We start from the raw sequence: 23,911 nt of genomic DNA, 5'->3' as shown, positions 1-23,911 counted from the left end.
TGCTTCAATATGCATACATCTAGGCAGTCACATCAAATGAATTTCCGTTAACGGAAGTTCGGACTTGGGCGACCTGCTCGGCCTCTTGATCGAAATCAAGCGACTCCACCTTATAGCTGCCGGATCCATTTTTGTTTTGACGCTGCGATTGACTGAAAGCTTGTTGTTGTCGCTGCTCTTGGAACATGCTGGACTGCATATTCGAAGTTTGAGTTACCTCTAGCTTCTCAACTTGCAAGCCTTGCGTTAGAAGCGCTTGTCTCAACTGAGGCAGCTGGTTTTCTAACATTTGTTTGGCAGCTAAGGAATCTGCAGCAAATTGAGCAATGAGTTGACCGTCGTGCATCGAGATTTTGACGTCGATATGTCCCAGGTTCTTGGGAAACAAGGACAGCTTCGCTTCAGAGAAGCCTTCAGCAACCGTGACTTTCATGTTCTTGAGCACGTGCGCCGTCATTTCTTCGGCAAAATTGGAAGCATTGATCGTAGCGGAAGCCGCTTTGTCGGCTGTCATTGGTGTAAGCTGCGCTTTCTGCAGATCTCCGGCTGTGACAACCGTATTTGCTGTTGTTGCAACCTCGGTTGGGAAATCTACCAGAGCTGGTTGCGATTCCTCTTGAGTTGATGCTGTCTCAACGAACGATGCTTGCAGCACGTTTCTCAGTGCCAGAACTTCAAGCTTCGATTTGGTTGGCTGAATGATTGTGTAAGAATCGAGGCCATCTGTATTCAATTCCTCAGACTTCCTACCTGCTTGTTTGTGATGACTCACCTTGTCCGCGGAAACTGCTTCTTTCTTATTGCTCTTCAGTTTTCCATCTTCCATTAATTCTGGAGCACTAACGACAGTTGCAGTCTCTAGCGGTTGCGCTTTCCCACTTGTCATGAGCTCTGTAAGTAACGGCTTAATCGTCTCCTGCAAGTCCTGCATGAGGAAATTCAGAATCGGATTCTCGGGCTGTTGTTTCGACAACGACGCTAAAGTAAGCAGCGTATTCTGCGCCTGCAAACTTGTCAGCTCCGTCCCTTGCATCTTCATACTGTTCGTAAGCACAAGCCCGGCTGGTGCCGACGTTTCCGCGAACGATTGCAATAACTGTTGAGCATCTGCGAACCATTGCTTAACACCCGGATCCTGCAGCAGTTGCTCGGCTAATGCCGGGTTGCCGTTCATCGCATCAATGACTGCTTCAGGTAAGCTTTGCTCCTCTGTCGCAGTATCTTGAACGACAGCCCCGCTAACCGGCATCACCAGACTTTGCAGCATTTGGAGCAGCATGTCCAGTGAAAGCGCCGGATCGGCTGCATTCATGTCACCAGCGGTCTGATCTTGTGCAAGCTGATCACCTAATGCTTGACTGAAACCATCCGCAGTTGCCGCATTCGCTGAATTGGTCTTACTTGCTGAAGCTGTTGCACTTGTTCCTGTTGGAACAGCTTGAATTTGTACGTCCATCTTATTCACCTCCTTCCGTCTTGTACAAAGTTCGTTACTGAACCAGTTTAGCCGTTATGGAAGCCGCGATTTCCTTGTTTGCATCCGATAACGCTGACATCACTTTGGAACGGGACGCATTGTCCATGCCGCTAAGAATAGCCAATACTTTATCCGGATTCGCTTTGTTCATTTCTAAAATCACGTTGGCGGCGCTTTTCGGTGTCATGTTTGCGAACGTTTGACCGAGATCCGACTTGCTGACGGATGTCGACTCCTTCGCCGTGCTTGCTCCGTTCGTTGCCAATCGCTCTTGCAAGGCGGCAATTTCTCTGTCGCGAACAGGTACTGTGTCTTTAAGTCCCATAGACGCTTCAGCCGCTTTGGCCGCGCTCATCTTTTCCAAGATTGCACCTCTGCTGTCCGACTTCATCATGGAGAAAATCAGCACCATTTCTTTCGGCGTCATCGCTTCCATGATCGGAGCCGCCTTGCTAGGCGTCATCTTGGCATACATGCTGGCCAGCTGCGTAATTTGATTCGTGTACTCTTCTTCCGATTGCGTTTTGTCTTTGAGCTGCTCTTCGAGCTGGGCAATCTTCGCATCGGAGTCCTTGATGGAATGATCTTTCTGTTCGGATGTCGTTTCAGCCTTTTGCAGAGCAGACTGTAATTCTGCCACTCGTGCATTCAGCTTCGTAATCTCTTCATCCTTCGTCTTCATGTTTTCTTCTGGCGTTGCTGCCTTGCCGGAGCCGGCTTCCACACTTTTTTCTTTTGGAGCAGGAACGACAGCACCGATTACCGGCGTGTTATGCAGCGCTTTTTGAACACTCGACTTAATATCGTAATCAAAGATTGACAGCAACACGAAGAGCAGGACTGCCGTAAACACAAAGGGGATGACAAACCATATCAGAAACCGCTCCAGTGCACTATAGGATGCACCTTCCATGCTAGTATCGGCCATCTCCTCTTTCCTCCTTTACCTTCCTCAATAAGAGAGTCGTCTGAATCGGTTGGTTGCCATCTCGTCCAGAGCTTCCTGCTCTTTTTTGGCGACAAAAGATTGAAATTGGTTGAATGCCTTCTCTCTTGCCTTCGTCCATACCTTCTCATCGATCATTCTTTCCGAAAGATGCTCTTGCTTCTTAAGCACGACGTGCTTAGCTTGTTGAACATCTTTATGCTTGCTGGCGATTTGTTTATCCACATGGTCCATATAGGTTTGCAGCATGAGCATCTTGGAGATGGACACGGAATCGCTCGACACAGCTGCCATTTCGTTCTGAAGATTTTCTTTCTGCTGAAACAACCCGTGTAAGCTCGTCTCTTCATTCCGCAGCTGCCCCATGGCCTCAGACAAAATCCATTCCGCTTGGGTTCTTTCATTGTTTTTCAAATTGAGAATTTGTTGGAAAGAATAACGAAAATGCATTCAGGACCCTCATCCCTTATAAAATTCATGAATCAGTCGTTGCTGCGCTTCTTCATAAGTTAACTTTTCGCTAGTTCTCTGCTTCGTGAAGTCCCAGATCGCTTCAATATGATCGATAGCGACATCAATATTTGGATTAGAACCTTTTTGGTACGCCCCTATATTAATCAGATCTTCCGAATCTTTATATATAGAGAGCAACCGCTTTAGGTGATCGGCAGCTTCCATATGTTCAGTTGGAACAATTTCTTTCATTACACGGCTGACGCTGGATAACACATCGATCGCTGGGTAATGGCCTCTGTTCGCGATGCTCCGATTCAGCACGATGTGTCCGTCCAGAATCCCTCGAACGGCATCGGCGATCGGTTCGTTCATGTCGTCGCCATCGACCAGTACGGTGTAGAATGCTGTAATGGACCCTTTGGGACCTGTACCCGATCGTTCCAAAAGCCTCGGCAGCATAGCGAAAACAGACGGCGTATAGCCGCGCGTTGCAGGCGGCTCGCCAACGGCAAGTCCGACCTCCCGCTGCGCCATGGCGAACCGGGTGACAGAGTCCATCATCATCATGACATTGAGGCCGCGGTCTCTGAAATACTCAGCGATGCTTGTCGCAATCATGGCCCCTTTGATTCGAATCAATGCCGGCTGATCGGATGTAGCGACGATTACAACGGATCTCGCCAGACCTTCGGGACCCAGATCACGTTCGATAAAATCCAGAACTTCACGTCCCCGCTCTCCGATGAGTGCGATTACATTGACATCCGCGGAAGTATTCCGGGCAATCATGCCCATGAGCGTACTTTTACCGACACCGGACCCGGCGAAAATACCGACACGCTGACCCTTACCGATCGTCAATAAGCCATCGATACAGCGGACTCCTACGGAAATGGGATGAAGCACCCTTGGGCGAGCCAGTGGATTGCTCGGCGCATTGTTGGTCGAATATTGTGCCATTCTAGAAGGCAGGAACGATCCGTCCAGAGGTTGGCCCAATCCATCCAGCACTTTGCCCAACAGCTCGTGTCCGACCTGGACCGTGAGTGGTTTGCCCGTACCGACGACATCGCAGCCGGGACCGATCGCATCCAAATCGCCAAGCGGCATCAGCACCACTTTGTTGCTGCGAAACCCGACGACTTCCGCTTTGAGCGGCTTAGTCGATTTATGCGGGTAGATGTAGCAGAGATCTCCGATGCTTACATCCGGACCTTCGGATTCGACCGTTAAGCCGATGACCTGTGTCACTTTGCCGTTCACGCGAATGGGATCGATGTTGTTCAAGTGATCTTTGTACTTGTCCACTTTCGGTAACGTGGTACTCATGATGCGGTTCCCTCACTTTGAGTGGCTAACTGCTGCAAGGCTGATTTGATTTCTTTCAGCTGTGTGTCGATTCTGGCATCGATGCTTCCGAACGAAGAGCGAATGACGCACCCCCGGTCCTGCACGGTCGAATCCGGGATAATCTGGAGCTCGGCTTGGGAATCGATCGATGTTAGCAATTCTTCGCGAGCATCTTGAATGTAGGCGAATTGAGATGGAGATACGCATAATGCGATAATCCCGGTCTCCCTTCTGCGGGACAGCACGGTCTGAATTAATTCGATAACCCACTCCGGGTTCAACGTTAATTGACGGCCGATAACTTTCTCGGCAATAGACGTGCTGAGTTCAATGAGAAAAGGTTCCGACTCTTGTATAATTTGCTGTTTCAGCTTGTAAGCCTGATCCAAAATTCCTTGGGCTTCCGTTAACATTTCACTGTATTCTTGCCGAAGCGTCTCCTCGGCTTGCGTTACGCCTTGGTTGTAGCCTTCTTCGAAGCCGGCCTGCATGGATTGAGTGATATGTTCTTCATCTTCAGCACGGCGCGACTCCCACCATGCCGCAATCTCAGCTTGCGCTTGATCACGCAGGTCCGAGCATTCCTGCATGGCTTGGTGAATTTGCTCATTCGCGAATGCTTCAGCGTCTTGCAGAATTTGATCTTTCAGATTCGTCGCTTCCATGAGCTCTTGTTGTTGTTCTGGAGTAAGTTGATTCTCCTCCTCCTGATCATCACGAGCGAATTGAAGCGGCATTATGGTTTCAACGACTTTCTTATCATCCAATGCATAATAAGCAAATGATTTAATGACATTAGACAATAATATCATCTCCTCCACCGCGTGCGATGATGATTTCTCCCGATTCTTCTAAACGGCGGATCGTAGCAACGATGCGGGTTTGGGCTTCCTCAACGTCACGCAGACGAACAGGTCCCATGAATTCCATCTCTTCCTTGAACGTCTCGGCCATCCGTTTGGACATGTTTTTGAACAGAACGTCTCGCACTTCTTCACTCGCCACTTTAAGCGCAAGCTGCAGATCGGCGTTCTCGATATCGCGGATAATACGCTGAATGGAGCGATTGTCGATGTTGACAATGTCCTCGAAGACGAACATCCGTTTCTTGATTTCCTCAGCCAATTCAGGATCTTGAATTTCGAGCGAGTCGAGAATCGTACGTTCCGTTCCTCTGTCTACTCCATTCAAGATTTGTACGATAGACGCGATACCGCCGGCATTCGTATAATCCTGCGTAACCGTAGAAGACAGCTTTTGTTCCAGTACCCGTTCCACCTGAGAGATGACTTCGGGAGAAGTGCTATCCATCAATGCAATCCGTTTCGCAACGTCCGCCTGCTTCTCCTGCGGAAGCGACGACAAGATGATCGATGCTTGATCGGCTTGCAGATAAGAAAGCACCAGCGCGATCGTCTGTGAATTTTCATTTTGAATAAAGTTTAAAATTTGTGCAGGATCGGCTTTTCTGGCAAAATCGAACGGTCGAACTTGCAGCGTTGCCGTCAAACGATTAATAATATCAAGTGCTTTCTGCGAACCGAGCGCTTTCTCCAAAATATCTTTTGCATAAGCAATCCCGCCCTGCGAGATGAACTCCTGCGCCAGACAAATTTGGTGAAATTCCGCCAGAATGGATTCCTTCTCATAGGAATCGACTTTTCGAACATTCGCAATCTCTAGTGTCAGCTGCTCAATTTCTTCTTCTCTCAAGTGTTTGAAAATTTGAGCGGACACCTCTGGGCCTAAACTGATCAAAAGAATGGCTGCCTTTTGTCGCCCGGTTAACCCGTTTAGAGCAGCTTTGGCCATACAAGTGCACCTCTATTCTTCTACTAACCAGGTACGAAGCAGATTGACAAAATCCTCCGGACGTTTCCTCGCAAGAGTTTCCAGCTGCTTACGCACTTGATTGTCATTGGTTACATTTTCCATATCGATCGTAGGAAGCTCCGCTTTCGCCGCGGAAACATTCAAATCCTGTTCCATCATTTGCTGCTGAGCCGCTTTTCTGCGTCTTCTGATGGCAAAGCCTGCAATCGCACCGATTGCCAGCGCAGCCAACGCCAAACCTGCATAAGTCAAGTATGTTGTCGTTTTCGAAGCCAGCGTATCCGCAGGTCTTGCGAACGAGTGAGCAAGAACTGTAACTTTTTTCTGCAGTTCCTCGTCTGTATAGGTAGCTTTATTATCAGCCAACGCGGTTCGTACGATATTCACCAAAGCGTTCTGGACGGCTGTTTTCGTTTCATCGGTCAAAGAGGTAGGATCGTCTTTCACCGGCGGCTCGATTCCTACATTAATACTAAGGTCTTTCACTACATATGGCGTGGAAACGATATCGTTGGTAATACGGTTTACCTCGTAATTAACGGTCTTGCTGTTTTTCTCCGAATTGGATTTACCAGAGTTCGATGAGCCGGGGTATCCAGGAACGTCTGTCGTGCCAGTCCCAGGTACACCGCCTGTTTCGGAACCGTTATTCTGGTAGGACTCGCTTGCTTCCTGCAAAGAAATCTCTAGTCCTTTTTGATCTACTTGATTCGGCGCGGAGACCAACTGCTCTGTGCTTTTCTTCTGGTCGAAGTTCATGGTCGAGAAGACGCTCACGTTCACCTTATCGCGGCCAAACATCGTGCCAAGCATATTCGTGATGTTTCTCTGCAAATCTTTCTGGAACTTATCGTTAATATCCGTTTGGTTCGATACCAAGCTGGAAGAAGATTGTCCACCCGCTTTGGAGGAGACCAGGCTTTGTCCATACTGATCGGATATCGTGATATTCTCGATCGGAAGATTTTTGATACTGTGTGAGACCAAATTGTAGATCGTATCGATTTTCCCTTGATCCAGTGTGTAGCCTTGCTTCAATTGAAGAACTACGGATGCGGTCGCTTTCTCCTGCTGCTGTTGCAGGAATGGACCTTCTTCCGGGAGGGAAATCAACACTTTGGAACCTGCGATCGCTTGATTGGAATTAATCAACTGCTGCAGTTCACCTTGAATCGCACTCAAGTATTTCACTTTGAACTCATTATCCGTGATACCAAATGAACTGCTGTTGCTAAAAGCACCGAATCCCAGAGAGCCGTTCTTGTTGAGCCCTTGCGATTCGACTCCAAGCTTTACATTTGCAACTTCACTAGTCGGCACTTCGATACTCTTACCATCAGCACTAAGTTTATAAGGAATCTTAGCAGTATCCAGATAACCTTTAATCGCAGCGGCGTCGCTGGGCTGCAGTTCAGTGAAAGCCAACGAATACTCTGTCTTAGACAAATTAATACTAATAATTGCAGCAGTAAGTATCAAAAGGACAACCGTAGCAATAAACGTTATCTTCGTTGTTTTACTATATCGATTCCAATACTGCTTCACTTTATCCCAGTACTGGACCAGATTCTCGTTCACTCTGTCACCTCATCGAACCAAAGTATTAGCAGCATCTCCTGAATTACAGCTGCATTCTCATCATTTCTTGGTATGCTTCAATAACTTTATTTCTAACTTGAACCGTCAGTTCAAGCCCTAATGATGCTTTCTCGGTAGCGATGGTCAATTGATGCACGTCAGATAGCTCTCCTTTAATAAAGCTCTGATTCAGCTGATCAACCTGCTGCTGACTGGTATTCAAATTATTCATGGCATCATTCAAGAAAGAACCGAAACGTTTGCCGAGATCAGCAGCCCCTTCACCCGAGTTATCCTTGGGCTGTACGGAACTCATGATGTTCAATGGACTGTAACTGATTTTGTCAATCATGCTGCAACCTCCCGTAATAATTATCTACCGATTTCCAACGCCTTGGTTATCATCGATTTACTTGCATTCAATGCGGTAACGTTTGCTTCATACGATCTAGTTGCCGATATCATATCGACCATTTCTTTCATCACGTCGACGTTGGGCATATACACAAATCCGTTCACATCCGCATCGGGATGACTTGGGTTATAAACCTGCTTTAGCGGCGATTGATCTTCAAAGATTTTGTTCACTCGCACGCCTTCCCCCGTGCCATCAGCCATAGCCGTCTGCAGCGATTGAGCAAAGCTCGGCTGGGATTTGGTCTCGAACGAAACAAGCTTCCTTGTGTAAGGCACCCATTTCCCGTCAACAAACTTCGCCCGCGTCGTATCCGCATTGGCAATATTAGAAGAAACGACGTCCATTCTTAATCGTTGCGCCGTAAGCGCTGAGGCACTGATGTCAAATCCGTTCGTAAGTCTCATAGATTATTATTTACCTCCTAGCACTGTGCGCATTTTCTTGAACTCGCTGTTCATCTGCTGAATCATCGTATTATATTTAAGCTGATTTTTGGCCATCAACGACATCTCGTAATCCATATCGACGTTGTTCATGTTGTTGTTGATCGCTGTTGACTCATCCTTCTTTATTTCAGAAGTTGGCAAATTATTTGATTTGCCTATAAAGAAATGCCTAGGGTTTGTCCGATAACCTTCTATAGAGGGTGTTGATGAATTCATCTCACCTTGTAATAGCTCCTCAAACATAACATCTGAACGCTTAAAGTAGGGTGTATCCACGTTGGCGACGTTGTTCGCAATAACCTTTTGTCTTAGCGTCGATGCATCCAGCGAACGCTCCATCAAATTCCAACTTGGTTTGTCCAACAAAGACATGCGCGCTACCCCCTTTCAATATGGTATTCGACAATATAATTCCACAACTCGAAGAAGTATTCCTTCTTATTTCGACATTATTTTCGGAAAAGAATTTAAAATAGATCTTATTGTAGAAATATGTAAAAATTTTTGCTTCCCTAATCATCTAAGATATTAGCTTAAGTTACAATAAGAAAAAAGCCCTATCTTTTTATCAGACAGGGCTTTTGCTTCTAAGCTACTATAGCTTCGTTTTGATTTGTTCAATGCTCTGCATCAATTGTTCATTTAGGATACGGATATAAGTGCCTTTCATACCTAGCGAGCGCGTTTCAATCACACCGGCACTTTCCAATTTGCGAAGTGCATTCACGATCACGGAACGGGTAATGCCGACCCTATCCGCAATTTTACTTGCAACGAGCAGCCCTTCCTTCCCGTCCAACTCCTCAAAAATATGCTCCACCGCTTCGAGCTCACTGAAAGAAAGCGAACCGATGGCTACCTGGACGACAGCTTTGCTGCGCGCTTCTTCCTCAATCTCTTCGGCGCGTTCCCTCAATATTTCCATAGCGATTACTGTCGAACCGTATTCCGCCAATACTAAATCGTCATCAATAAAGACACCTTCGTTGCGGCTTAAAATCAATGTCCCCAAACGATCCCCGCCGCCGATGATCGGAACCAATGTCGTGTGCGTATATGGAAACATATCCTTCATTTGTTCCGTGTAATAGAAATACGGACTATTCGGTTCCGAAGTTAACGTGGTCTCTTCAATTTTCAAAAGAAGATTGTTGGATTCCGCCGGGAATCGGCGTTCAAGTAGTATGGCTTGATTCATTTCTGGTGAAATAGGATCATTCGTTGTTGCATACCCCAAAATTTTCCCTTTGCGGCTTACTACGTAAATATTCGCGATAACGATATCCCGCAGCACTTCCGCCATATCCATAAAGCTAACCGCATTTCCCGCTTCCTTTTGCAGCAATCGGTTAAGCCTTCTTGTTTTGTTTAGTAAACTCATGTAACTGCCTCCTACTTACTTCACCATGCAATCTTTCATTATAAGATGTACTGGCTTAAATCTCTATTCTGAACAATTCCGCTTAATTTCTCACGGACGTATTCGGGATTGATGACAAATGATTCTAATGTAAGCTCAGGAGCTTCGAAAGACAAATCTTCCAGAAGCTTCTCCAAAATCGTATGCAAACGCCGCGCTCCGATATTCTCCGTGTTCTGATTCACTTCAACAGCGATTCGGGCAAGTTCATAGATAGCTTCCTCTGCAAACTCAACGGTTATACCTTCGGTTTGCAACAAAGCCGTGTACTGCTTCGTCAGCGCATTTTTGGGTTCTTTCAAAATCGATACAAAATCCTCCAGCGTCAGATCGCTAAGCTCCACGCGAATCGGGAACCTTCCCTGCAGTTCGGGAATCAAATCCGAGGGCTTTGAAATGTGGAAGGCGCCGGCACCGATGAATAACACGTAGTCCGTCTTAACCGGACCGTATTTCGTCACGACAGTCGAACCCTCGACGATCGGCAGAATATCCCGCTGTACACCTTCACGGGAGACATCCGGTCCGCCGCCACCGCCGCGCGTACTGCTTGCAACCTTATCGATTTCATCGATGAAAATAATGCCGGATTGCTCGGCGCGGTAAATCGATTCCTGGATCACATCATCCATATCGATCAATTTCTGCGCTTCTTCCTGCGTCAGCACTTTTCGCGCTTCTTTCACTGGAAGCTTGCGCTTCTTCATTTTCTTCGGAAGCAAGTTGCCGAACATCTCTTGCATGTTCATGCCGGATTGCTCATTGCCTTGGCCGGCAAGCATATCCAACATGGAAGGCGAGGAATCCTCGACTTCGATTTCAACGATTTCGTTTTCTAATTTACCATCAGTCAATTGTTCGGCAATTTGCGCCCTTTTGGATGACAAGTTCGGGTCAGGCACACTTTCCTCCTGATCCGGCTGATTCTGGCCTCCGAACAACATTTCGAACGGATTGCGCTGTGATTTGGATTTCGCCGGACTCGGCGCAAGCAGGGAAACGAGACGCTCGTTCGCCATTTTCTCAGCACGGTCCTTCACCTTCTCCATCCGCTCGCCTTTCACCATACGCACGGAAGTTTCGATCAAGTCCCTTACCATCGACTCGACGTCCCGGCCAACGTAACCAACCTCTGTAAACTTCGTTGCCTCTACTTTAATGAACGGCGCTCCTACCAGCTTCGCCAATCTGCGCGCAATTTCCGTTTTGCCGACACCGGTCGGTCCGATCATCAAAATATTTTTCGGCACGATTTCATCCCGCATGGCCTCATCCACAAGACTTCTCCGATAACGATTCCTTAATGCAATAGCGACCGATTTCTTGGCTTTCTTCTGACCGACAATATAACGATCCAATTCTTGGACAATTTGTTTAGGTGTAAGGGAGCTGTTTGCCATTGGGGTACCCTCCTAGTAATCCAATATAAGCATCTATTCAATCTCTTCAACGATAATATTGTGATTCGTGAACACGCAAATTTCAGCGGCCGTCGTCAGCGCGGCATGAGCGATTTCTTTGGCGCTCAGGTTCGGTGCATGGCGATGCAAAGCTCTCCCGGCTGCCAGCGCAAAGCTTCCTCCGGAACCGATGGCCAGAATACCGTCATCCGGCTCGATAATCTCGCCGTTGCCCGACAGCAGGAGCAGACCGGACGCATCCATCACGATCATCATAGCTTCCAGGCGCCGCAGCACGCGGTCCTGCCGCCAGTCTTTCGTGAGCTCTACCGCCGCACGCTGCAGATTCCCGTGATGCTCCTCCAACTTCCCTTCGAACTTCTCGAAAAGCGTAATCGCATCGGCTACAGATCCGGCGAAACCGGCGATAACCTTCCCTCTATGTAAACGCCTCACTTTTTTGGCACTGCTTTTCATAATCATGCTATTGCCGAATGTAACTTGACCGTCACCTGCTATTGCGCCTTTACCTTGATGACGAATGGCAAAAATCGTTGTCGCGTGAAATTGAGCTTGACTGGAATCCATCTCTTTCACCCCTCCAATGGAATGATACACCTTGAAAGCAAGTCTTTGTTGCAGGTTTCGGTCTAATAAAAGAGATAAACCTCTAGCGAGGTCAATTCTTTCGTAAAGACCGCATCTAGAGGTACATGGTATGAGAAATCGAATGAATAATGATTCAAAACATAATTATAGTAACACAGTAAAGTGTCAAATTACAACTATTCGGCGATCACTTTCGAAAAATTCTGAATACTTTCCAACGCCCGGTTCGCGAGCTTCTCGTACTTCTCTTTTTTGTTCCGGATGCGTTCCGGCAACTGCGGCAATAATCCGAAATTGGCATTCATGGGTTGGAAATGCTTAAAATCGGCGGTTGTGATGTAATGCGCCATACTGCCTAACGTCGTTTCCTCCGGCAGCACTACACAGGACTGACCTTTGGCAAGGCGTCCCGCATTAAGCCCAGCGATTAACCCGGATGCTGCGGATTCGACATACCCTTCGACACCTGTCATTTGACCTGCGAAGAACAAATTCTCACGCCGCTTGTATTGGTATGTCGGCTCTAATAGCTTCGGCGAATTAATGAATGTGTTGCGGTGCATAACACCGTAGCGGACGAACTCGGCTTGTTCCAATCCGGGAATCAGCGACAAGACGCGCTTCTGCTCACCCCATTTGAGATGGGTCTGGAACCCGACCAAATTATAAAGCGTTCCGGCCGCGTTGTCCTGACGAAGCTGTACAACGGCGTGCGGCAGTTTGCCCGTATGCGGATTCACCAAGCCTACCGGTTTCATCGGACCGAACAGCACCGTTTGCTTGCCGCGCTTAGCCATGACTTCAAGCGGCATGCAGCCTTCGAAGTAAATTTCTTTCTCGAATTCTTTCAACTCGGCAACCTCAGCCGTGATCAAGGCTTCGTAGAAAACATTGAACTCCTCTTCGGTCATCGGGCAGTTGAGATACGCCGCTTCGCCCTTATCATACCGGGAAGCGAGGTACACCTTGTTCATATCGATGGAATCCTTCTCTACAATCGGTGCCGCAGCATCATAGAAGTAGAGATATTCTTCTCCGAACAGCTCCTTGAGCTGAGCGGACAAATCCGGCGAAGTCAGCGGCCCTGAAGCAACCACTGTAATCCCTTCCGGCAACACTTGTGCTTCTTCATTGACGACGTCAATCAGCGGGTGGTTGCGCAATGTTTGTGTAACGGCTTGGGAGAAGCCGTCCCGGTCCACGGCTAACGCACCGCCAGCCGGCACGGCGTGACGGTCTGCGCAGGAGAGAATCAGGGAATCCATCCGCCTCATCTCTTCCTTGAGAACGCCCACGGCATTCGTCAGGCCATTCGCTCGCAAGGAGTTGCTGCATACCAGCTCAGCGAATTGATCGGTAATATGCGCAGGCGTCTTCCGGACGTTACGCATTTCGTATAAAGTAACAGGCACGCCTTGACGCGCAATCTGCCAGGCTGCCTCGCTGCCCGCTAGTCCTGCTCCGATGACTGTTACTCTTGGATAATCTGGCAAATCGGACACCTCTAATCTTTCATATCATCAGATTGATCTTCATTTACTTCTTCTTTATGGTCGCATTTCGTACACTGCAGGGTTGCGCCGTTCTTCGTGCGCTTCTCGATCATCATCGAGCTGCATACCGGACAAGGCTTGCTGACCGGCTTATCCCAGGAAACGAAATCACACGTAGGGTAACGGTCGCAACCGTAGAATACGCGTCCCTTTTTGCTTCTGCGCTCGACGATCTTACCTTCATGGCAGCTCGGGCACGTGACGCCGATGTCCTTGATGATCGGCTTCGTATTCCGGCAATCCGGGAACCCGGAGCACGCCAGGAACTTGCCGAACCTGCCCATTTTGTACACGAGCGGCTTGCCGCATTTCTCACAAAGCTCATCGGAGACTTCGTCTTGAATCTCGATCTCCTTCATCTCTTCTTCGGCGAATTCAAGCCGCTTCTTGAAGGAAGCGTAGAACGTGTCCAGAACGCGGACCCAGTCTTCCTTGCCTTCTTCGACAAAGTCGAGCTCTTCCTCCATGTGGGCTGTAAATTCGATATCCAGGATTTCCGGGAAAAACTCCTGCATCAATTGAATGACAAGCTCGCCAAGCTCGGTAGGCACAAACTTCTTTTCTTCGATCGCCACGTATCCGCGTTTCTGAATCGTTTCCAAAGTCGGGGCATACGTACTTGGACGCCCGATTCCCATTTCTTCCAGGGCTCTGACCAAACGCGCTTCCGTATATCTTGGCGGCGGTTGCGTAAAGTGCTGTTTCGGGTCGATGCCTTGCTTCTCCAACGAATCGCCGACGGCGAGCGGAGGCAGCAATTTATCTTCTTCCGTCGTACCGTCATCGTTGCTTTCAACATATACCTTCATGAAGCCCGGGAACTTCATTTTGGATCCGTTGGCGCGGAATAGGGTATCCCCGGCGGTCAAATCGATCGTCATCGTGTCCAGGATGGCCGACGCCATCTGACTGGCAACGAAGCGCTCCCACACGAGTTTGTACAGGCGGTATTGATCTCTGCTGAGGTGTTCCTTCACTTGCTCCGGCTCCCGCAATACGGAGGTCGGCCGAATGCCCTCATGCGCGTCTTGCGCATTGGCATTCTTCTTCGTATAGGTGCGCGGCGTTTCCGGATAGTAGGTTTCGCCGAACTTCGCTAAAATGTACTCTTTGGCTTCTTCTTGGGCGACAGGCGAGATCCGGGTTGAATCCGTACGCATGTACGTAATTAAGCCGACGGTACCCTCTTTGCCTAAGTCGATACCTTCATACAGCTGCTGAGCGACGGACATCGTCTTTGATGCCCTGAAGTTCAGCTTGCGCGCCGCTTCCTGCTGCATGGAGCTCGTAATGAAAGGCGGGGACGGGTTGCGCCCGCGCTCCTTCTCTTTCACTTCTTTCACCTTGAACAAACCGGTGCCCATGGCAGCTAGAACTTGATCGACATCCTCGCGTGAAGAAAGTTCCTTCTTCTCGCCGTTGATACTGTGGTATTTGGCTTCGAATACAGCCTTGCCCGCGTTCAATTGAACCGTGATGGACCAGTATTCTTCGGGTTCAAAAGCTTTGATCTCATTCTCACGGTCTTGAATCAGCTTCACCGCTACGGATTGAACGCGCCCGGCCGATAGGCCTTTCTTCACTTTTTTCCAGAGCAGCGGGCTAATCTTGTATCCCACGAGCCGATCCAAAATGCGCCGTGCCTGCTGTGCGTTCACGAGATCCTGATTGATGCGCCGAGGCGTCTTGAAAGCGTCTTTCACCGCATCTTTCGTAATTTCATTAAACACAACCCGGCACAGCTCATCCGAACCGACGTCCAGATAGTGAGCCAGATGCCATGCAATCGCTTCACCCTCACGATCCGGGTCAGCCGCCAGATATATTTTTTTCACTTTTTTGCTTGCATCTTTTAATTCTTTTAATATAGACCCTTTACCACGGATTGTAATGTATTTAGGTTCAAAATTACGCTCAGCTTCTACGCCAATTTGGCTTTTCGGAAGGTCGCGAATATGACCCATTGAGGCTTTTACGATAAATTTGCTTCCTAAATATTTGCCGATGGTTTTGGCTTTTGCTGGTGACTCAACAATGACTAAAGAATCCGCCATGGATCGTCCTTCCTCCCCTCTTAATTTCAAAGGTCAAGTCTATTGGCGAGAAGAAAAACTTCTTGAATTGCTTATGCTAGGATGTAGGTAGAACCTGGAAGCTGTTTAATCGCCTTTTTCAATAGTAAAGATAACAGAACTGCATGCAAATGTCCAAACGTAAATTGACTGCCCTCCAACAAGGTATCGATGGTGACCGGCACATTCGACAGCATTCGTATGATTTCTTCCTCGTCAACTGTCAACGTAAATGCGGAAACCTGCGGCTTGGCAGCCGTCATTTCATTTGAATTTATCATATAATTGTAGTCTTCTACAATTTCTTCAACGCTCGTAACCAGCTTGGCGCCTTCTTTCAACAAATTATGCACGCCGCCGCTCAAACGGGAGTTAATCGAACCCGGTACGGCAAAAACATCCCGCGACTCATCCAGGGCGAAATCAACCGTAATCAAGGATCCGCTGTCCTCAGCCGCTTCAACAACCATCACACCTAAGGATAATCCGGCAATAATACGATTTCTTTGCGGAAACATACCCGGTTTCATCCCGGTGCCGATCGGATATTCCGAGATGATCGCGCCTTCCTGCTCGATCTTCCGAAATAATAACGCATTCTCACGCGGATATATTTGATCAATCGCACATCCGAGTACGGCTACGGTCTTCGCTCTCCCCTGAAGGGCGCCGATATGCGCCTTGCTGTCGATCCCTCGGGCGAGACCGCTTACGATCCGGAAACCGGCTCTGGATAGTGCTGCTGCCCATTCCTCCGCGATCTTCTGGCCATACAGCGTCGGCGTTCGCGTGCCTACGATGCTAATCAGCCGGCCGCTTAGCATGGACAGGCTCCCTTTGACATACAGCACCCAGGGCGGCTGCGCGATCTCTCTCAAGTATTGCGGGTACTCTTTGTCCAGAATCGTCAGGATTTGAATGGATCGCTTCATATATATGTGCAGCCGCTGCTCGATGAAAGCCGGGGTAAACCGCGATGCGATTTGTTCGGCGACTGTGGATCGAATGCCGCTGGCTGCGATTTCGGATGCTGATAGCTCCAACAACACTTGCGGCTCAGGGAAGCGGTTAACAAGCTGGAGCATCGTCTTCCATCCAACGCCTTCAAGTTCATGAAGACCAAATAAAATCAATCGATTATCCATTAGTATATACACTCCTTACTTGAATGACAAATCCTTGCAAAGCTTGAAAAAAGAAAAAACCTTCCAATTCCCTAAAATAAGGGATTTGGAAGGTTGCTTACCTTCGTATAGAAGTATTTATTTTTTGGTAATAACTTTGTCCAGCATGCCTTTTTCTTCCAGGACGCTAACAAGCGTGGAGCCCATTTCGGAAGGTGTAGCGGCAACGCGGATTCCGCATCTTTCCATAGTCGCTACTTTCTCAGCAGCTGTTCCTTTACCACCGGAAATGATCGCACCGGCATGGCCCATACGTTTTCCTGGAGGCGCAGTTTTACCGCCGATGAAGCCGACAACCGGCTTCGTCATGTTCGCAGCGACCCACTCAGCCGCTTCTTCTTCTGCGGTTCCGCCGATTTCACCGATCATGATGACAGCGTATGTGTCTGGGTCTTCGTTAAAACGTTTGAGGATATCGATAAACTCGGAGCCTTTAACAGGGTCCCCACCGATACCTACTGCGGAGGATTGTCCGATTCCGCGAGTTGTCAATTGGTGAACCGCTTCGTACGTCAATGTTCCGGAACGGGAAACAACACCGACGTGACCTGGCGTATGGATGTAGCCTGGCATAATACCGATTTTGCACTCGCCTGGTGTAATAACGCCCGGGCAGTTTGGTCCGATTAGGACCGTTCTTTTGCCTTCCATGTAACGTTTCACGTTAACCATGTCAAGCACTGGAATACCTTCCGTGATACAGATAACAAGATCCAGATCCGCGTCAACCGCTTCGATGATGGATTCTGCAGCGAATGCCGGTGGTACGTAGATAACGGATGCCGTTGCACCCGTAGCTTTTTTAGCTTCGATAACCGTGTTGAAAACCGGAAGTTGAACAAGTTCACCGTTTTCCAGTGTGATGTCGACTTTTGTTCCGCCTTTGCCTGGGGTTACGCCACCAACCATTTGTGTGCCGTATTCAAGACCGCCTTTGGTATGAAACAAACCCGTAGCGCCGGTAATACCTTGAGTAATGACTTTTGTATGTTTATTGACCAAAATACTCATGATCTTTTGTTCACATCCCCTATATTATTTAAAAACCGCTCGGGTTTAGAGTTATTTCACAAGTGCAACGATTTTTTGCGCGCCGTCTGCCATCGAGTCTGCAGCAACGATATTCAAGCCGGATTCGTTAAGAATTTTCTTGCCGAGCTCCACATTGGTGCCTTCAAGACGAACAACAAGCGGACGGGATAAGCCAAGCTCTCTAGCTGCAGCAACAACACCGTCAGCGATGACGTCACAACGCATGATACCGCCGAAAATGTTAACGAAAATACCTTTCACTTGCTCATCGGAAAGGATGATTTTGAAAGCTTCTGTTACTTTCTCTTTCGTAGCGCCGCCGCCTACGTCTAGGAAGTTAGCAGGGTCTCCGCCGTAGTGCTTGATGATGTCCATCGTAGCCATTGCAAGTCCTGCGCCGTTAACCATACAGCCGATGTTACCATCAAGTGCGATGTAGCTAAGGTCATATTTCGAAGCTTGGATTTCTTTGGCATCTTCTTCTTCCAGATCGCGAAGCGCAACGATATCTTTGTGACGGAAAAGAGCGTTGGAATCAAAGTTCAATTTGGCATCCAAAGCCATTACGTCGCCGTCGCCTGTAACAACCAACGGGTTGATTTCGGCGATGGAGCAATCTTTATCTACGAATGCTTTATAAAGAGCGAGCATGAATTTAGCAGCTTTGCCAACCAGCTCGTTAGGAATGTTAATGTTGTACGCCAGTCTGCGAGCTTGGAAAGCTTGAAGACCGATAGCAGGATCTACAACTTCTTTGAAAATTTTCTCAGGGGAGTGTTCGGCAACCTCTTCGATTTCCGTACCGCCCTCTTCCGAAGCCATCATAACAACGGAGCCTGTAGCGCGGTCAACAACCACACCTACATAATATTCTTTCTTAATGTCACAGCCTTGTTCGATCAGAAGGCGCTTGACTTCCTTGCCTTCCGGACCTGTTTGGTGAGTGACCAGAACTTTACCAAGAATTTCGCTAGCATATGTACGAACTTCATCGAGGTTTTTGGCTACCTTAACGCCGCCGGCTTTACCGCGACCTCCGGCATGAATTTGCGCCTTTACTACGACGACGGATGTTCCGAGTTCTTTCGCTGCTTCAACAGCTTCGTCAACGGTGAAAGCAACTTTCCCGTTAGGAACGCTGACTCCGTACTGTCTCAGGACTTCTTTGCCTTGGTACTCATGGATATTCATTTCCTAAAATCCTCCTATCAGTATGGACTTTCTATACGTGCTATACAGGGAAAAAGTGTAATTTTCCAATTTGCGTTATGCACGAAATAATTCTTGCTGCCGGAATTAGTATCACACTTCTTCACAAGCCCTAACCATTGTATCACTAATTTTCGACAGTTTCCTCATTTTTTTCGTGAATCCATTCAAACTTTCCTTTCACACTGAAAAACTTTAGCTATCACTGATCAACTAATCCTACACAGGGTTAACTTCTACCCTCTATTTATAACTAAAAAAGACGTATTTTCCATGAACTGAAAAATCCGTCTTTCGCACGATATCAATAATGTGGCGTTGTCGGTGTATTCATCCGCGGCTCGCGCTCCGCTTGCTTGATAAAGCGCAATTCATTTCCTGTAAAGGAGCAGACCAGGCACTGAATCATAGGCTCTTCCTCGGGTATCGCATCAGGATCATTGAACTGCGTGATGCTTCCGGACAGAGCATCCTTCACAAAGGATTGCGCATAGCTCGTGATTATACTGAATTTAATCCGGTTCGAGCGGCAATTGGGACAAAAATACGGTTTTTCCTGCATGTCATCACCTCATCTTCCAGTATGTGCACGTAAAGCCTATTTAAAACGTTTTTCTGCCGCCGCAAGGATTGCGTAATTTTACCATTTTCTATACAATATAGGAAAAGAAGCTGATGGATAAGGAAGCACCTTTTATCCCATGAACAGCTTATAGGCTGATCAAACCATGGAGAGGGAAGGTGTTTTTCGTATGTATGGAAAAGTTTGGAGCGCCTGCTTGCAAGGCATTGAAGGACGGACCATCGAGGTGGAAGTGGATATCTCCAGTGGACTGCCCCAAATGAATCTGGTCGGTCTGCCGGATCCGGCCATCCGGGAGTCGGTGGAACGTGTCCGGTCCGCCATCAAGAATGGCGGCTATGCATTCCCCATGGACCGGATCACCGTGAATCTGGCGCCTGCTGACTTGCGCAAGGAAGGCTCCTCCTTCGATTTGGCCATTGCCGTCGCGATTCTGATGACGACCGGCCAAGTGTCGCCGGAATGCCTGCAGATGACGTTATTTCTTGGCGAGCTGGCGCTTGACGGATCGCTGAGACCGGTACCGGGCGTTCTCTCGATGGTGCATGCGGCGAAGCAAATCGGAATGAAGCGGATATGCGTACCTCATGCGAATGCCGCTGAAGCCGCATTGATCCGAGGCATCGAGGTATGCGGGCTATCGGCGCTCTCCGATTTCAAGCGGTGGACCAAGGAAACCGACAACGAGTTCTTATTTCATGCGATCAACAACAATCAATTCTTTGAAGCCTCGACAAATCTCGCCTCCACCACGCCATTTGTCGAAGATTACACCGACGTCAACGGTCAACACCAAGTCAAAAGAGCACTGACCATAGCGGCAGCCGGCATGCACAACATCCTGTTGATCGGTCCGCCAGGGACTGGCAAATCGATGCTGATCAAACGCATGCCATCCATTTTGCCGCCGATGTCGGATGCCGAGGCGCTGGAGGTGACGAAAATTTACAGCGCCGCCGGAAAGCTGCCTGACCGCACAATGCTGATGCGGACACGTTCTTTTCGCGCGCCTCATCATACGATTTCCTCGGCCGGTTTAGTCGGAGGAGGCACATTGCCGAAACCGGGAGAAGTCAGTTTGGCGCATCGAGGTATTCTGTTTCTAGATGAGCTGCCCGAATTCACGAGAAATGCGCTCGAAGTGCTGAGACAACCGCTCGAAGACCGCACGGTTACGATAGCCAGGGCTAGAGCCGTCTACACATTTCCCGCACATTTTATTTTGGCGGCGGCCATGAATCCGTGTCCCTGCGGCTTCTATGGGGCAGAAACTGAATCCAACGCCTGCATCTGCTCACCAGCCAAGACCGTTCAATACCGCTCCAAAATATCCGGACCTCTGCTGGACCGGATCGATCTGCATGTCGAAGTGCCGAAGCCCGACTACGATCAATTGAAAGAGCGAAAGGACGCTCTGTCGTCGCAAGAAATGCTCAACTCTGTGCTAATCGCCCACAGGCGGCAGCAGCAGCGCTATGCCGGAACTCCCCTTCACCATAACAATGAATTGAGCGGAAGCTTTCTACGCCAAATCTGCCGGTTAACCGCTGAAGGAGATCAGCTGCTCCGCACTTCATTCGAAGCCTTGGGATTAAGCGCCAGAGCACACGACCGCATTCTCCGGCTTGCGCTCACGATTGCGGATCTCGAGCAGAGCGATGCGATCCTCCCCGCCCATCTGGCCGAGGCCATCCAATACCGCAGCTTGGATAAACAGCAGCATGCAGACGGTTCGTTCCCCTGACATACAGAAGAGCCTTATGTCTCGGAGTTCGACCAAATAGGCTGAACGACGGAATCAGAAGGCTCCTTCGATATGTTCAATATGAGGCTGCGAACCGTCGCTCGTCAGCTCGACGGTAATGACGTCGAAACGAACGGACTGTTCGTACTTTCGATGGCGGTGCAAATAGTGTTGGACAACTTCTCTGACCTTGCTTTGTTTGCGGAGATCGACCGATTCTTTGGCCAGGCCAAAGCGACCGGAAGGCCGCCTCGTACGTACCTCAACCACAACGAGCATCCCTGCATGTTCTGCTACGATATCCAGCTCGCCTGCACGGCAGCGCCAATTCCGCTCGAGAATCCGGTAATCCAGACGGCATAGATAAGCCTCCGCTAGGTCTTCGCCAAGCTTGCCCAACTGTTTCCTGTCATCCTTGCGTCTGTCCGTCATAAGTCATTCCTCTGTGCACGCATTCGGTTATCGGAACGATAAATAAAGCTCAATACTTCCGCAACAAGCTGATACAGTTCAGGAGGAATTTCCTGGTCCAGATCAAGCTTCGACAACACTTCCACCAAGGAGGAATCTTCCTGAATCGGGATGCCGTTATCGATCGCCTTCTGCAAGATGGCTTCCGCCACTTGCCCTTTGCCCTTGGCGATCAGCGTCGGCGCTTTCTGCGTCTCCGGCGAGTAGCGAAGGGCGACTGCTTTCTTAATGGGGGTAGGTTCAGGCGTTCCACGTGCATTTTTGTCTTTGTTCATGCTCTGACATCTACCCCTTTGTACGTTTTGGGGAGATAGAGCGAACGGAGATCGGCTCTCCCGTCCGAAACCGCATTGGACGCAGCGCCCTCCTCTTTGGGCAGCGGCTGCGGGTACGGCGAGCATTTTAGGGATATAAATTGGTAACCCGCCTTCTGCATGGCGGAGGTGATATCTTCTTTGGACGCTTCCATCAGCGGTCCGAGAGCCGGATGATCGTTATGGATCGTCAGGGAGACGATTTTGTTCACGACATGCACGTCCACAAGCGTATTGCCCATGACCTTCATCTGCAAATCAAAAAGCAGACGGCAGTTGCTTGCATCGAGTTCTCCGCGTTTGCCTTTGCGGGATTGAATATGAACGGCAGCCGATTGCTGGCCCGTTCCGTCAAGGAAAGGAACAAACAGTGTCATATGAGCGAACATGGCGTTCTTATCGCCTGTCAGCATGAGCTGCTGGCCTGTCACTTGGCTTAAAGCTTGCTGCGCCGCCTCTTTAAGCGGTACCGGCGTATCGTCCGAGGCTGTCAGCTGCAGCAACAGACTCTTCAGCGTTTCCGATGAGGCCGGCTTGACCGTCTCCTCCTGACTAGAGGCTGCGGCGAGCGGCACCGGCTGAAGATCGTCCGCTTGAGCCTTATGGCGTACGAAAGCCTCGCCCCGCTCATCCAGCTTCGCTGCTACCTGAGCCTCGTGCTCGACGCCTACGGCCTTCAACATCCGGCTGATCCAGTTCGTCTCCGGAACAGCCTCCGGCACCTCAGACGCACCGCTGTGCGTCTGCAGCGCGCCCTCAGCCGCCTTCTGCGCAGGCGGCTCCTTCGCAGGCTCAGCGCTTCGCGCCTGAGCCTCCGGCACAGCCGCCCGCCCGGCGGGGGCGGCCTTCGCTTCCGCCGCCGGCTCCGCCGGGGCGGCGGCACGCTCCGCGCTTGGCGCAGCAGCGCGGACGTCCGTGCCCGCCGGCTGCGCAGGCGCGGCGGGCGGGGCAGCTGCGGCAGCGGGCGCAGGCGCGCTGCCTTGTCCGCCCGGCGGCCCCGCAGGAGCCGCCGCTGCAGCAGGGCCAGCCTGCGGCGAGGCTGGCGGGGCCGGCACCGCGGCCGGCGCTTCCGGCGGCCGCGCGGGCCATGTCGCTGCGGCGGAAGCCCGCAGCTCCTTCAGCAGCGCGACGACCTGCTTCGCGATGTCCGCCGCCGGATGCTGCGGCTCGTTCTCGAGGAGCGCCGCCGCCTGCCGTTCCAGCCCTTCCAGCACTTGCCCGACGGGCGGGCCTGAGGTCACCTGTCTCAGCGCCCCAACGGTTTCTACCGTCAGGGGCAGCCCCTTTTTATGCGCAAGGACGGCCGCTTGCATCCATTCTTCCTTGTTCACGCCCTCAGGCACGCCGCTCATTAAGGCTTCGAACGCTTTCACGTTCTCCTTGGAGACGGGAACGCCTTCCTGCTGCATCGTCTGTACCATCTGACGGGCGCCTGCGGTATCCTTCACTGCAAAAGCCTTGAGCAGCTCGCCCATGGAATCCTCAGTAATTTGAACATCCGAAGCCGTTAGCGGCTTGAGCACAATTTGCCCGCCGCTGGATTCCGGCTGAACCTGCAAATAAGTCACGTCACCCTGCTTAAGCGGCGTTTCCAGCTTCGCTCTTACTTGAACACCACCGATATTCAGCATAGCCTCCTGATCGCTTAGAAGCTGGAGTACGACACCTTTCACCACCTGACCGACTTTCAATTCAAGCACTTTGCTGTCGGCCGCCGTCAGATCGCCAACCAAGCTGCGAATTAATCCGCTGATGTTCATCCGTTCACCTCGATTTATCGATCGTTTATGTATAGTATCGGTTGACACTCGCCAAT

General features: G+C 49.8%; 23 protein-coding genes. 1 reads left to right on the top strand and 22 read right to left on the bottom strand.

From position 1 onward, the window contains the following. Positions 1 to 19: 19 nt before the first annotated feature. The 19 genes from PUT07_RS24645 to PUT07_RS24555 form a co-directional block, all read right to left on the bottom strand. A complete protein-coding gene (locus PUT07_RS24645; RefSeq protein ID WP_274471317.1) occupies positions 20 to 1,456 on the bottom strand; it encodes a flagellar hook-length control protein FliK in 1,437 nt (478 codons plus the stop codon). A gap of 34 nt (positions 1,457 to 1,490) precedes the next feature. Next, positions 1,491 to 2,405 (bottom strand): MotE family protein, encoded by a 915-nt coding sequence (locus PUT07_RS24640; RefSeq protein WP_274471315.1) that lies wholly within the window; start codon positions 2,403 to 2,405, stop codon positions 1,491 to 1,493. Between the two features lie 24 nt (positions 2,406 to 2,429). Further along, positions 2,430 to 2,873, bottom strand: a complete 444-nt coding sequence (gene fliJ / locus PUT07_RS24635; protein WP_274471314.1) for a flagellar export protein FliJ — start codon at positions 2,871 to 2,873, stop codon at positions 2,430 to 2,432. A 9-nt stretch (positions 2,874 to 2,882) separates the two neighbouring features. Further along, complete coding sequence (fliI, locus tag PUT07_RS24630; RefSeq protein WP_274471313.1) at positions 2,883 to 4,208, bottom strand: flagellar protein export ATPase FliI; 1,326 nt, start codon at positions 4,206 to 4,208, stop codon at positions 2,883 to 2,885. Continuing rightward, on the bottom strand, positions 4,205 to 5,032 hold the full coding sequence (locus PUT07_RS24625; protein WP_274471311.1) for a FliH/SctL family protein: 828 nt from the start codon (positions 5,030 to 5,032) through the stop codon (positions 4,205 to 4,207). Before PUT07_RS24625 ends, fliI begins: the two co-directional genes overlap by 4 nt. Continuing rightward, a complete protein-coding gene (fliG, locus tag PUT07_RS24620; RefSeq protein WP_274471310.1) occupies positions 5,025 to 6,041 on the bottom strand; it encodes a flagellar motor switch protein FliG in 1,017 nt (338 codons plus the stop codon). Before fliG ends, PUT07_RS24625 begins: the two co-directional genes overlap by 8 nt. 12 nt (positions 6,042 to 6,053) lie before the next feature. Then, on the bottom strand, positions 6,054 to 7,640 hold the full coding sequence (gene fliF, locus PUT07_RS24615) for a flagellar basal-body MS-ring/collar protein FliF (RefSeq protein WP_274471309.1): 1,587 nt from the start codon (positions 7,638 to 7,640) through the stop codon (positions 6,054 to 6,056). A gap of 43 nt (positions 7,641 to 7,683) precedes the next feature. Continuing rightward, positions 7,684 to 7,992, bottom strand: coding sequence for a flagellar hook-basal body complex protein FliE (gene fliE, locus PUT07_RS24610; RefSeq protein WP_274471308.1), 309 nt, complete (start codon positions 7,990 to 7,992; stop codon positions 7,684 to 7,686). A gap of 20 nt (positions 7,993 to 8,012) precedes the next feature. Continuing rightward, on the bottom strand, positions 8,013 to 8,462 hold the full coding sequence (gene flgC / locus PUT07_RS24605; protein WP_274471307.1) for a flagellar basal body rod protein FlgC: 450 nt from the start codon (positions 8,460 to 8,462) through the stop codon (positions 8,013 to 8,015). 6 nt (positions 8,463 to 8,468) lie between these two features. Continuing rightward, entirely contained in the window at positions 8,469 to 8,876 is a 408-nt protein-coding gene (gene flgB, locus PUT07_RS24600) for a flagellar basal body rod protein FlgB (protein WP_274471306.1), read from the bottom strand. A gap of 223 nt (positions 8,877 to 9,099) precedes the next feature. Next, the gene (codY, locus tag PUT07_RS24595; RefSeq protein WP_274471305.1) at positions 9,100 to 9,885 is read right to left on the bottom strand and encodes a GTP-sensing pleiotropic transcriptional regulator CodY; all 786 of its coding nucleotides are present in this window, start codon (positions 9,883 to 9,885) and stop codon (positions 9,100 to 9,102) included. A 38-nt stretch (positions 9,886 to 9,923) separates the two neighbouring features. Then, positions 9,924 to 11,324, bottom strand: a complete 1,401-nt coding sequence (hslU, locus tag PUT07_RS24590) for an ATP-dependent protease ATPase subunit HslU (protein ID WP_274471304.1) — start codon at positions 11,322 to 11,324, stop codon at positions 9,924 to 9,926. A 33-nt stretch (positions 11,325 to 11,357) separates the two neighbouring features. Next, positions 11,358 to 11,912: an ATP-dependent protease subunit HslV gene (hslV, locus tag PUT07_RS24585; RefSeq protein ID WP_274471302.1), complete on the bottom strand. Its 555-nt coding sequence runs from the start codon at positions 11,910 to 11,912 to the stop codon at positions 11,358 to 11,360. 197 nt (positions 11,913 to 12,109) lie between these two features. Next, positions 12,110 to 13,426 (bottom strand): FADH(2)-oxidizing methylenetetrahydrofolate--tRNA-(uracil(54)-C(5))-methyltransferase TrmFO, encoded by a 1,317-nt coding sequence (gene trmFO / locus PUT07_RS24580; protein ID WP_274471301.1) that lies wholly within the window; start codon positions 13,424 to 13,426, stop codon positions 12,110 to 12,112. 11 nt (positions 13,427 to 13,437) lie between these two features. Further along, positions 13,438 to 15,540: a type I DNA topoisomerase gene (gene topA / locus PUT07_RS24575; RefSeq protein WP_274471300.1), complete on the bottom strand. Its 2,103-nt coding sequence runs from the start codon at positions 15,538 to 15,540 to the stop codon at positions 13,438 to 13,440. 71 nt (positions 15,541 to 15,611) lie between these two features. After that, positions 15,612 to 16,703, bottom strand: a complete 1,092-nt coding sequence (gene dprA, locus PUT07_RS24570; RefSeq protein ID WP_274471299.1) for a DNA-processing protein DprA — start codon at positions 16,701 to 16,703, stop codon at positions 15,612 to 15,614. A gap of 117 nt (positions 16,704 to 16,820) precedes the next feature. Then, positions 16,821 to 17,753 (bottom strand): succinate--CoA ligase subunit alpha, encoded by a 933-nt coding sequence (sucD, locus tag PUT07_RS24565; protein WP_274471298.1) that lies wholly within the window; start codon positions 17,751 to 17,753, stop codon positions 16,821 to 16,823. A gap of 51 nt (positions 17,754 to 17,804) precedes the next feature. Further along, complete coding sequence (gene sucC / locus PUT07_RS24560) at positions 17,805 to 18,965, bottom strand: ADP-forming succinate--CoA ligase subunit beta (protein WP_274471296.1); 1,161 nt, start codon at positions 18,963 to 18,965, stop codon at positions 17,805 to 17,807. Positions 18,966 to 19,287: 322 nt separating this feature from the next. Next, positions 19,288 to 19,545, bottom strand: a complete 258-nt coding sequence (locus PUT07_RS24555) for a hypothetical protein (RefSeq protein ID WP_274471295.1) — start codon at positions 19,543 to 19,545, stop codon at positions 19,288 to 19,290. Positions 19,546 to 19,735: 190 nt separating this feature from the next. On the opposite strand from PUT07_RS24555, the gene PUT07_RS24550 reads away from it, so the two are divergent. After that, entirely contained in the window at positions 19,736 to 21,310 is a 1,575-nt protein-coding gene (locus PUT07_RS24550) for a YifB family Mg chelatase-like AAA ATPase (RefSeq protein WP_274471293.1), read from the top strand. Between the two features lie 54 nt (positions 21,311 to 21,364). On the opposite strand, the gene PUT07_RS24545 is transcribed toward PUT07_RS24550, so the two are convergent. The 3 genes from PUT07_RS24545 to PUT07_RS24535 are packed head-to-tail and all read right to left on the bottom strand — an operon-like array spanning position 21,365 to position 23,855. Beyond that, on the bottom strand, positions 21,365 to 21,742 hold the full coding sequence (locus PUT07_RS24545; RefSeq protein ID WP_274471292.1) for a YraN family protein: 378 nt from the start codon (positions 21,740 to 21,742) through the stop codon (positions 21,365 to 21,367). Further along, a complete protein-coding gene (locus tag PUT07_RS24540) occupies positions 21,739 to 22,056 on the bottom strand; it encodes an EscU/YscU/HrcU family type III secretion system export apparatus switch protein (protein WP_274471290.1) in 318 nt (105 codons plus the stop codon). Before PUT07_RS24540 ends, PUT07_RS24545 begins: the two co-directional genes overlap by 4 nt. Beyond that, entirely contained in the window at positions 22,053 to 23,855 is a 1,803-nt protein-coding gene (locus tag PUT07_RS24535; RefSeq protein WP_274471289.1) for a hypothetical protein, read from the bottom strand. Before PUT07_RS24535 ends, PUT07_RS24540 begins: the two co-directional genes overlap by 4 nt. Between the last annotated feature and the right edge of the window lie 56 nt (positions 23,856 to 23,911).

The organism is Paenibacillus sp. MAHUQ-63 (assembly GCF_028765165.1).
In the GTDB taxonomy this organism is placed as follows: Bacteria; Bacillota; Bacilli; order Paenibacillales; family NBRC-103111; genus Paenibacillus_E.
This window is presented reverse-complemented; position numbering and strand designations above follow the sequence as displayed.